11 protein-coding genes are annotated in these 10,511 nt (G+C 31.5%); all 11 read right to left on the bottom strand.

Translation table 11 applies throughout. From position 1 onward, the window contains the following. Positions 1-14 precede the first annotated feature (14 nt). The 11 genes from dut to B8869_RS03105 all read right to left on the bottom strand — a co-directional run bounded on the left by dut (position 15) and on the right by B8869_RS03105 (position 10,461). On the bottom strand, positions 15-449 hold the full coding sequence (dut, locus tag B8869_RS03055; protein WP_084230261.1) for a dUTP diphosphatase: 435 nt from the start codon (positions 447-449) through the stop codon (positions 15-17). A 57-nt stretch (positions 450-506) separates the two neighbouring features. After that, complete coding sequence (locus B8869_RS03060; RefSeq protein ID WP_084230262.1) at positions 507-2,624, bottom strand: polyribonucleotide nucleotidyltransferase; 2,118 nt, start codon at positions 2,622-2,624, stop codon at positions 507-509. A 43-nt stretch (positions 2,625-2,667) separates the two neighbouring features. Further along, positions 2,668-2,934, bottom strand: coding sequence for a 30S ribosomal protein S15 (rpsO, locus tag B8869_RS03065; RefSeq protein ID WP_084230263.1), 267 nt, complete (start codon positions 2,932-2,934; stop codon positions 2,668-2,670). Between the two features lie 93 nt (positions 2,935-3,027). Beyond that, the gene (locus B8869_RS03070; RefSeq protein WP_084230264.1) at positions 3,028-3,957 is read right to left on the bottom strand and encodes a bifunctional riboflavin kinase/FAD synthetase; all 930 of its coding nucleotides are present in this window, start codon (positions 3,955-3,957) and stop codon (positions 3,028-3,030) included. Between the two features lie 14 nt (positions 3,958-3,971). After that, positions 3,972-4,853: a tRNA pseudouridine(55) synthase TruB gene (gene truB, locus B8869_RS03075; protein ID WP_084230265.1), complete on the bottom strand. Its 882-nt coding sequence runs from the start codon at positions 4,851-4,853 to the stop codon at positions 3,972-3,974. Further along, positions 4,831-5,802, bottom strand: coding sequence for a DHH family phosphoesterase (locus tag B8869_RS03080; protein ID WP_084230266.1), 972 nt, complete (start codon positions 5,800-5,802; stop codon positions 4,831-4,833). Before B8869_RS03080 ends, truB begins: the two co-directional genes overlap by 23 nt. Further along, a complete protein-coding gene (rbfA, locus tag B8869_RS03085) occupies positions 5,780-6,136 on the bottom strand; it encodes a 30S ribosome-binding factor RbfA (RefSeq protein ID WP_084230267.1) in 357 nt (118 codons plus the stop codon). Before rbfA ends, B8869_RS03080 begins: the two co-directional genes overlap by 23 nt. A gap of 1 nt (position 6,137) precedes the next feature. After that, complete coding sequence (gene infB / locus B8869_RS03090; RefSeq protein WP_084230268.1) at positions 6,138-8,465, bottom strand: translation initiation factor IF-2; 2,328 nt, start codon at positions 8,463-8,465, stop codon at positions 6,138-6,140. A 15-nt stretch (positions 8,466-8,480) separates the two neighbouring features. Continuing rightward, a complete protein-coding gene (rnpM, locus tag B8869_RS03095; protein ID WP_084230269.1) occupies positions 8,481-8,753 on the bottom strand; it encodes an RNase P modulator RnpM in 273 nt (90 codons plus the stop codon). A gap of 110 nt (positions 8,754-8,863) precedes the next feature. Next, positions 8,864-9,991, bottom strand: coding sequence for a transcription termination factor NusA (gene nusA / locus B8869_RS03100; protein WP_200805942.1), 1,128 nt, complete (start codon positions 9,989-9,991; stop codon positions 8,864-8,866). Positions 9,992-9,999: 8 nt separating this feature from the next. After that, a complete protein-coding gene (locus B8869_RS03105; RefSeq protein ID WP_084230270.1) occupies positions 10,000-10,461 on the bottom strand; it encodes a ribosome maturation factor RimP in 462 nt (153 codons plus the stop codon). Between the last annotated feature and the right edge of the window lie 50 nt (positions 10,462-10,511).

Genomic DNA, 10,511 nt, shown 5'->3' on the forward strand with positions numbered 1-10,511 from the left:
TTTTTATCTACCACTTAAGACAATCCTGTATGCCCGAATCCACCAGTGTTTCTATCAGTTTCAGACAAGTCTTCAACTACTACAAATTCAACTTTTTCATATTTTGCAATTACCAATTGAGCTATTCTATCTCCGTTATTTATAACGAAGTCCTCATCACCCAAATTTATAAGTAAAACCTTAAGTTCTCCTCTGTAATCTGAATCAATTGTTCCGATTCCATTAGTAAGAGATATGCCATATTTAAAAGCCAAACCACTACGAGCTCTAACTTGAGCTTCGTAACCTTCTGGAATTTCCATATAAAGGCCTGTGGGAATTGCTGCTCTTGACATAGGTTTTAAAATAAATTGTTCATCTAAATTTGCTCTTATATCCATGCCAGCTGAACCTGTAGTTTCATAAGCTGGAGTTGGGTTATTACTTTTATTGATTATTTTTATATTCATAATTCTCCTTAAAAAATCAGGATACTAAGTACCCTGATTTAAAATTTTTATTTAAAATTATTCTGCTGAAGTTTCCTTAGCTGCTTCTTTTTCAGGTTTAGGTAGTAGTACTTTTCTAGATAGAGAAAGTTTTTTAGTTTCTGCATCAATGCCTATAACTTTAACATCTACTTTATCTCCTACTTTAAATAAATCTTCAACTTTTTCTGTTCTTTCATGAGCCATTTCAGAAATGTGTAATAGACCTTCTACGCCTTTTTTCAATTCAACAAAAGCACCGAATTTCATTATTTTTTTGATTTTACCACTATATACATCTCCAACTTCAACTTCTTTTACAATAGATTGGATAATTTCTATAGCTTCTTTAGCTTTTGAAGAATCATCAGATAAGATAGAAACTTTTCCATCATCATCGATTTCTATTTTAACTCCTGTCTGTTCTATAATTTTATTTATAGTCTTTCCACCACTTCCAATTACATCACCTATTTTTTCAGGATTTATTTCAATCATGTGTATTATAGGCGCAAACTTAGAAAGTTCTTCTCTAGGTTTTTGGATAGTTGTGTTTAAATGATCTAATATATATAATCTTGCTTCTTTTGCTCTACGAAGTGCTTCTTCTAATATTTCTCTACTGATACCTTCAACTTTGATATCCATTTGTATTGCAGTAATACCTTCTCTAGTACCGGCAACTTTAAAGTCCATATCTCCGAAGTGATCTTCTAAACCTTGGATATCGGTCAATATTTTAGTTTGTCCATGTCCTTCGATTAGACCCATAGCTATACCGGCAACAGGTGCTTTTATAGGCACACCAGCATCCATTAGAGAAAGTGTTGAACCACATATTGAAGCTTGAGATGATGAACCATTTGAAGATAGAACTTCAGAAACAACTCTTATTGCATAAGGGAACTCTTCTTCTGAAGGTAGAACAGGTATTAAAGCTCTTTCAGCAAGTGCTCCGTGTCCTATTTCTCTTCTTCCAGGTCCTCTCATAGGTCTTGTGTCCCCTACAGAGAATGGAGGGAAATTATAGTGGTGAATATAACGTTTAGGTTTGTCATCTCCAAGCCCATCTATAACTTGAACTTCAGATAATCCAGCTAATGTTGTAACTGAAAGTACTTGAGTTTGACCTCTTGTAAAAAGACCTGAACCATGAGTTCTTGGTAGTAGGCCAACTTCTGATGAAAGTTTTCTTATTTCATCTAAGGCTCTTCCATCTGGTCTTAAATTATCTTCTAAAATTTGTCTTCTAACTTCGTTAACTTCTATTTCTTCAAGAATTGATTCTATATCTCTAGAGAATTCTTCCATTTCAGTTTCAAAGTGTTCACGAACTTGTTCTTTAGCCTTTTCAACTTTTTCAAGTCTTAGAAGTTTATCAGCTTCATTAACAGAACTTACGATGATATCTTTTCCAAATTCAATTACTCTTTCTCTTAATTCTTGATTTGGAACGAATACTTCGTATTCCATTTTTTCTTTTCCAACTTCAGCTTTAATTTCATCTACGAATGAACATATTTTTTTGATTTCTTCATGAGCTGCTAATATAGCACCTAACATTTCATCTTCTGTTACAATATTAGCTCCTGCTTCAACCATCATGATAGCTGTTTTTGTACCAGAAACTACTAAAGATATATCAGAAATATTACGTTCTTCTTCATTTGGATTGATTACATATTTACCATCAATCATACCAACCATTACAGAACCTGTAGGGCCATCAAAAGGTACGTCTGAAGTGTGTAGAGCAATAGAAGATCCTATCATTGCTAATATTTCAGGTTGATGATCTTGATCTACAGATAGTACAGTTGCAACAACTTGTACATCATTTCTAAATCCTTCAGGGAATAGTGGTCTTATAGGTCTGTCAATTAATCTAGCTGAAAGTATAGCTTTTTCAGTAGGTCTACCTTCTCTTTTAACAAATCCTCCAGGCATTTTACCTACAGAATACATTTTTTCTTCAAAATCTACAGATAGTGGGAAGAAATCAATTCCTTCACGAGCTTTGCTTGAAGCCGTTACAGTAACTAGAACTACTGTATCTCCATATCTAAGTAAACATTCTCCGTTTGCTTGTTCTGCAACTTTTCCAATTGTAACTTCTAACGGGTCACCCGCAAGGTCAAAAGTAAAAACTTTTTGCATAAACTCCTCCTCTTTAAAAAATAAAGAGCGGTTCCCCGCTCTATTAACCTCTTATGCTTAATTTTTCAATAAGTTCACGATATCTATCGATATCTTTATTTTTTAGGTATCTAAGAAGATTTCTTCTCTTACCTACCATTTTTAAAAGACCTCTTCTAGAGTGATGATCTTTTTTATGCTCTTTAAGGTGAACATTAAGTTCATTTATTCTATTTGTAAGAATAGCGATTTGCACTTCTGCAGAACCTGTATCCTTATCATGTAACTTGTAATCTTCAATAATTTGTGTTTTTGCTTCTTTGTTTAACATTGTTTCCTCCTAAAATTTATATTAGCCTAGACAAAAGTAAGCGTCGAGGAACGACAAACCTATGTCTGGTAGTACTAAATAATGATAACATAACTAAATATTTTTAGCAATAGAACTATTCTTTATTAATTCAATATCCTTGGACATTTGATTAAAAAGTTCTTCTACACTTTCAAATTTAAGTTCATCTCTAAGAAATTTATGAAGAATTAACTCAATTTTCTTATCGTATATATCTTCATTAAAATCTATTATATGAGATTCTATCCTCAAACCTGAGTTTTCAATAGATGGATTTTTCCCTACATTTGTAGCTGCTTTATAAGAAACTCCATCAACTATTACAGTTGAATCATAAACTCCATATTTTGGGATTACATAGTTGGTGTTTATAGCTATATTAGCTGTAGGTATACCCATTCTTGTTCCCAGTTTTTTGCCATGAATAACTGTTCCCTTAATTTTAAAATCTGAACCAAGATATTTATTTACTTCATCAACTTTTCCATCTTCAATCAAATTTCTAATCAATGTTGATGAAACTATATTTTCATCAATTATAACTTCATCTAAAATTGTTAAAGCAATTCCTAACTCATTACAAAGTTCTTTTAAAAGATATATATCTCCACTTGCTTTGTGTCCAAATCTATAATCAAATCCAACGACTATTCCCTTAACTTTTAAATTGTTGTATAAAAGTTCCACAACAAAATCTCTCGCTGACATTCTCATCAAATCATAATTGAACATGATTTCATAGCAAATATTGATGCCTATATCTTCTAATTTTGAATATTTTTGTTCATTAGAAGTCAATAATCTTTGAGGGCTTTTATTTATAATATTTTTAGTATGATTTTTAAATGCAAGTATTGCACTTTTGCAGCCACTTGGTTTTGAAGTTTCAACCAATGTGTCTAAAAGTTTTTTATGAGCTAAATGCACTCCATCAAAATTACCTAGTGCAATAAAACAATCACTTTCCGATTTATAGTTTGTTGTTATTTCTATTATTTCCAAAATATTCCACCTAACTAGTTACCTATTAACTTTTTTATTATCTTAATACCCCATATATTGTTATGATACATATATTTTCCAATTCCAATGTAATTATTTTTACAATATACATTATATTCAGAATTTTTGTCATAGATATTCTCTACTTTACAAATCATACCATTAATTATTTTAGAATACATTTCATCTTTAAGTTCTATTTTTTCAAAAGACAAAGCTTTATCCATTGGAATCAACTTATCTTGTATACTATTTAAATCAAAATTTTCCAAATCTTCTTTAGTTATAGAGTTTTCTATTTTGAATTTACCTGTAGAAATTCTTCTAAGCTCAGTCATAGTTGCAAAAGAATTGAGTGCTAATCCAATATCTCTAATTAAAGATCTAACATAAGTACCAGATGAGCAATGTATATATAGAGAAAATTTATTTTCAGCTGCCTCTAATAATTCTAAAGACAATATATTACATTCTCTTTTTGGTATTTCTACAGTTTCTCCAGCTCTTGCGTATTCGTAAAGCTTTCTTCCATTAATTTTTATTGCTGAATATATTGGTGGCTCCTGTAAAATCTTACCTCTGAAGTTATCTAAAGTATTAATCACATCATCTTTAGATGGAATAATTTTACTTTCATGAGTGATATTACCTGTTATATCTAATGAATCTGTTTGAATACCAAATTTAAATTCAGCAATGTATTCTTTAGTTGTAGATGAAAGTTTATCTGAAAGTTTGGTTGCTTTACCAATTAAGATTGGCAATACGCCTGTGGCTATTGGATCTAATGTTCCGGTATGACCTACCTTTTTTATACCCAATTTTCTTCTAACCATGTATACCACATCATGGCTAGTTACACCCTTTGGCTTATCAATTATCAGAACGCCATCCATTTAATTCACCTTCAACAATTTTAACTATATCTTCTATTCTTTTGTCTAGTGGTAACTCTAAAGTTGCTCCTGCAGCTCTAATGTGTCCTCCTCCACCAAAAGAAGATACTATATTTATTGCACTTACATATTCTTTTGTTCTGACAGAAAGTTTTATACTATCGCTTTTTTCTTTCAAAAGAATAGCAACTTCAACCCCATCTATATCTCTTACAAATTCAACGATACCATCAGAATCACTCTTATGAGCCCCACATTGTTTTATTAATTCATCATTGACATGAACTATGGCAAGTTTAGAGTCGTGATAGTATTTTAAAGAGTTTAAAGTTTTTATCAACAAGTCTGTTTTTGCTTTAGAACGACTTTGATATAAATTTACAGCAATTTGGTTTATATCAATATCTTTATCAATTAGAACTCCAGCGGCTTCGAAAGTAGATTTTTTTACACTATCATATTTAAAACTTCCAGTGTCAGTTGAAATACCTGTGTAAATACAAGTTGCAGCATCTTTACTTATCTCATAACCTAGGTTATTGAATAAATGAAATACCATTTCACAAGTTGCTGGAGAATCTGAATCAACCCAATTAATATCTCCAAAATTTGTATTTGTGCTATGGTGATCTATATTGATTCTACGTTTAGCAGAAAGATATAGGTCTTTTAAACCACCTAAACGTTCTAAATCTGCACAGTCTACAGATATGAATAGATCTGGAGCTTCTAATCCTTCATCAGATACAGTTTCTGAAAGACGTGGTAAGAATTTTATATTATCTGGAACTTCATCTATCCTAACCGCTGTAACATCTTTGCCAGAGTCCTTTAAAATTATATAAGTGCCCATTAGAGCACCCACATTATCACCATCTGGATTAATGTGGGAAGCTACATATATTTTTTGGGCAGAATTTATTTCTTTAGCTATCTGTTCTAGAACCATGATTAACCTCATTTATCAACCTATTCATCTCTAAACCTCTTTCAATTGAATCGTCATGAATAAAAATTAGTTCTGGCATAGCTCTTAACTTAACCATTCTAGACAATTCTTTTTTTATAAAGCCCTTTGATGAATTAATTCCTTGCATAGCTTCTTCTACTTCACTAGTGAAAAATGAAATATAAACTTTTGCAAATGAAAGGTCATTTGTAACGTCTACTCTTGAAACACTTACAATATCAGGAACTCTTGGATCTTTTAATTTATTTTGTATTACATCAGATATAGCTCTTCTAACTTCTTCTGATATTTGTTGAGTACGTTTTGGATTCATATTAATCCCTCTTAACTTCTTTCATGATATAACATTCTATAAGGTCGCCTTCTTTAACATCATTAAAGCCTTCAATACCTAAACCACCTTCGAAGCTAGTGTTTAGTTCTTTTACGTCGTCTTTAAATCTCTTAAGAGACGCTACTTCACCTTCATGTATAACTACATCTTCTCTTAATACTCTTATCTTAGAATTACGAACTACCTTACCTGAAAGTACATAAACTCCAGCTACAATTATATTTCCGGGAAGTTTGAAAGTTTGTCTAACTTCACATCTTCCCATAACTTCTTCTATAATGTCTGGATCAAGCATACCTTTAGCAGCTTTTTCAACATCGTCAATTATGTCATATATAACTCTGTAAGTTCTAACATCAACCTCTTCGTTTTTAGCTAATTCTAAAGCATTGATATTAGGTCTTACATTAAATCCGATTACAATCGCATTTGATGCCGATGCCAAAGTAACATCACTTTCATTGATTCCACCAACACCGGAATGGATAACATTTATTTTAACTTCTTCATTAGATAGTTTAAGAAGAGATTGATTTAAAGCTTCAACTGAACCTTTAACATCAGCTTTAACTACAATATTTAAATCTTTCATTTCTCCTTCTTTTATTCTTGCAAATAAATTATCTAAAGAAACTTTGCTTCCAGCATTAATTCTATTTTCTCTTATTTCTTCTCTGTTAGAATCAGCTATAGTTCTAGCTGTTTTTTCATCTTCTACAGCATAGATAAGCTCTCCGGCATTTGGAACATCAGAAAGACCTAAAATAACAGCTGGCATAGATGGGCCTGCTTTTTTAATATTTCTGTTCTTATCGTCAGTCATTGCTCTAATTCTTCCACTTGCTACTCCAGAAACTACTGTATCTCCAAAGTTCAAAGTACCTTTTTGAATTAGAACAGTTGCCATAGGTCCTTTACCCTTATCTAATTTAGCTTCAATAACAGTACCAACAGCCATTCTATTAGGATTAGCTTTTAGTTCTTGTATTTCTGCAACTAAGTTTATCATTTCTAAAAGATCATCTATACCATCTTTTGTCTTAGCAGATACAGGAACCATTATTGTATCTCCACCCCAGTCTTCGCTCATAAGTCCGTTTTCAAGAAGCTCTTGTTTAACACGATCTATATTAGCGCCTGGTTTATCCATTTTATTAATAGCAACTATTATTGGAACTCCAGCAGATTTAGCATGAGATATGGCTTCAACTGTTTGAGGCATTACACCATCATCAGCAGCTACTACTAGTATAGCGATATCTGTTATAAGCGCTCCTCTTAGTCTCATTGAAGTAAATGCTTCGTGACCAGGAGTATCTAAGAATGTTATTTTCTTTTTATTTACAGTAACTGTGTAAGCACCTATATGTTGAGTGATTCCTCCAGCTTCAGACTCTTGAACGTGTGATTTTTTAATTACATCAAGTATAGATGTCTTGCCGTGGTCTACGTGTCCCATTACCGTTACAACTGGTGGACGACTCTTTAAGTCTTTTTCATCGTCTTCAAAATCAAGACCTAATTTTTCTTCGATAGAAACTTCTTCTTCCGGTTCATCTATTACAATTTCTACTCCGAGTTCATCAGCCACTAAGATACAAGTATCTTCATCAATTTCTTGATTTTGACTTGCCATTACACCTAATACAATTAATTTAGATATTATTTGCGTTACTGGCAATGCTAATTTTTCTGCAAAATCTTTTACTGTTATAGGAGCTTTTATTTTAATCGGTGAATCATCATTTTTTATAGAGTCTATTCTATCTTGCTTCTTTTGAGCTTTAGATCTCTTTTTAACAGGAGTTTTTTTAGTTAAATCTCTCTGTCTACGTCTGTTATTAGGTTCATTATTATTTTCTTCAGATTCACCTTTTTTATTTTTGTGTTTCTTATTTTTATTTTTAAAGTTATTATCTTCTGTTTTAACTTTTTCTTTTTCCATATGTTTTTTGTTAGGTTTTTTATCTGATTCTTTTACTTCTTTATTTTGTTTATTATCAAAATTTTTATTCAATTGTTGTTGACCACTCTTATCCATGTCTTTATTTTTATTTTGTTGATGATTTGTTTTATCTATATGTTTTTTATTTGAATTGTCATTGACATTAGGTTTTTTATTATCTGTAGTTTCAGTTTTTTGTTCAGTTTTAGGCTGATATACATTTCTTATCTTCTGTTCATCTTCAGGTTCTAATGTTGACATATGATTTTTAACGTCAATTTTTAATTCTTCCATCTTTTGTAGTAAATCTTTACTACTTAGGTTTAATTCTTTCGCCAATGCATGTACTCTAATTTTTGACATACGGCCACCTCCTAATTAAGGCATATCTTTAATGGATCTTTTTAATTCTTCAATAGTTTCATCGTCTATCTCCATTTCAAATGCTCTGTTTAAAGCTTTAGACTTTATTGCTTTGTCCAAACAATTTTCATCATAGCACAGATATGCACCTCTGCCATTCTTTCTACCACTAACGTCTAGGAAAACTTCGCCTTCTTTGTTTTTTACTACTCTTATAAGTTCTGATTTAGGTTTATTTTCACCACAACCCAAACATTTTCTCATAGGTATTTTCTTCGCTTTTGCCATAAATTCTCCAACGCCTTTAAATATATAATTTAAATTTCATTTTCTTCATTTTCTAAAAGTTCTTCATCAGTATCAACTTGAGCTTTTTCAATATTTTCTACTGATTCTTCTTAGCTTACAGTATCTTCTGTTAGGTCAGATTTATATCCATATTGTTCATATAAATCTTCTTCTGTAATTCCTTCAGCTGTTAAATAATCTTCATACTGAGTTGCGCTCTTTATATCAATCTTCCATCCAGTTAGTTTAGCTGCTAATCTTGCATTTTGTCCCTCTTTACCAATAGCTAATGATAATTGATAGTCTGGGACTACAACTAATGCTGATTTTTCTTTTTCATTTGCAAAAACTTTTTCTACTTTTGATGGACTTAGAGCGTTAGCTATGAATGTGTCGATATTTTTGCTATAGATAACTATATCAACTTTTTCGTCGTGTAATTCGTCCACTATAGCTTTGACTCTTGCACCTTTATATCCTACACAAGCTCCCAATGGATCTACTTCTTCATCTTTTGAGAAAACTGCTATCTTAGTTCTAGAACCAGCTTCTCTCGCGATAGAGTAAACTTCTACTATACCTTCAGCTATTTCAGGAACTTCTAATTCAAACAATCTCTTCACAAGATTTGGATGAGATCTAGATAATATTATTTGAGGACCTTTAGTAGTTTTCTTTACTTCAACTAATAAAAGTTTAAATCTATCACCTTGTTTATAAGTTTCACCTTTTATTTGTTCTGATGGCAATAGAATTGCTTCAGTTTTACCTAAATCAAAGAATACATTTCCGTAAGAAACTCTTTGAACTTGTCCTGTAATTATTTCATTTTCTCTGTCTGTAAAATCATCGAATATAATGTCTCTTTCAGCATCTTTTATTCTTTGAATAACTACTTGCTTAGCTGTTTGTGCTGCAATTCTACCAAATTTTGCAGGATCTACCATCTTAGAAAATACATCTCCAACTTCATATTTCGGATCTATAGCTTTTGCCATAGTAATTGAAAGTTGAGTTTTATCATCTATCAAGTCTTCATCTGCAACTATATCTTGTAGAGCAAAGATGTCTATCTTTCCAGTTTCTCTATCTATACTTACGTCTACATTTTGGCTTGTTCCAAAATTTTTCTTATAACTTGAAACCATAGCTGCTTCAAGTGCAGAAAAAACAATTTCTTTTGAAATTCCTTTTTCTTTTTCTAGCTCATCTAAGGCCTCTATGAACTCTTGATTCATACTTCCTCCTAAAATTTAATGGTTTGTACCATATTTGCAATTGATTTAATTGGAATATTGATGTTTTCAGACTCAATTTCAATTTGTACGCATTCACTATCATAACCAGATAGAACACCTTCAATCTGTTTTTTACCATCAATAGGTGCATAAAGCTTTATAGTAACTTCTTTACCTATATTCCTTCTGTAGTCGGCTTCTGTTTTTAATGGTCTATCCAATCCTGGAGAAGATATTTCCAAATAATAAGGATTTTCTATAATATCTAATTTTTCAACCTCATCGTCTACAGCTCTACTCATGTTGGAACAATCTTCTAAATCTATTCCTCCCTCTCTGTAGATAAAAATAGATAATAAGTCATGTTTGTTGCCAACCTTATATTCAATATCAACTAATTCATACCCAAGTTCATCGGCATGTCTTTGAGCTATCTCTTTAATTTTGGCAATTATTTCTTTTTTGCTCATTATACACCTCCATTACAAAAACAAGAGTGGGCGAACCCACTCTTTAGTAA

Source organism: Peptoniphilus asaccharolyticus DSM 20463 (assembly GCF_900176115.1).
Classification (GTDB): domain Bacteria; phylum Bacillota; class Clostridia; order Tissierellales; family Peptoniphilaceae; genus Peptoniphilus; species Peptoniphilus asaccharolyticus.

Bases quoted from the DNA above. Each gene is read 5' to 3' on its own strand.
- dut (WP_084230261.1), bottom strand. From the start codon at position 449: ATGAATATAAAAATAATCAATAAAAGTAATAACCCAACTCCAGCTTAT.
- B8869_RS03060 (WP_084230262.1), bottom strand. From the start codon at position 2,624: ATGCAAAAAGTTTTTACTTTTGACCTTGCGGGTGACCCGTTAGAAGTT.
- rpsO (WP_084230263.1), bottom strand. From the start codon at position 2,934: ATGTTAAACAAAGAAGCAAAAACACAAATTATTGAAGATTACAAGTTA.
- truB (WP_084230265.1), bottom strand. From the start codon at position 4,853: ATGGATGGCGTTCTGATAATTGATAAGCCAAAGGGTGTAACTAGCCAT.
- B8869_RS03080 (WP_084230266.1), bottom strand. From the start codon at position 5,802: ATGGTTCTAGAACAGATAGCTAAAGAAATAAATTCTGCCCAAAAAATA.
- rbfA (WP_084230267.1), bottom strand. From the start codon at position 6,136: ATGAATCCAAAACGTACTCAACAAATATCAGAAGAAGTTAGAAGAGCT.
- infB (WP_084230268.1), bottom strand. From the start codon at position 8,465: ATGTCAAAAATTAGAGTACATGCATTGGCGAAAGAATTAAACCTAAGT.
- rnpM (WP_084230269.1), bottom strand. From the start codon at position 8,753: ATGGCAAAAGCGAAGAAAATACCTATGAGAAAATGTTTGGGTTGTGGT.
- nusA (WP_200805942.1), bottom strand. From the start codon at position 9,991: ATGAATCAAGAGTTCATAGAGGCCTTAGATGAGCTAGAAAAAGAAAAA.
- B8869_RS03105 (WP_084230270.1), bottom strand. From the start codon at position 10,461: ATGAGCAAAAAAGAAATAATTGCCAAAATTAAAGAGATAGCTCAAAGA.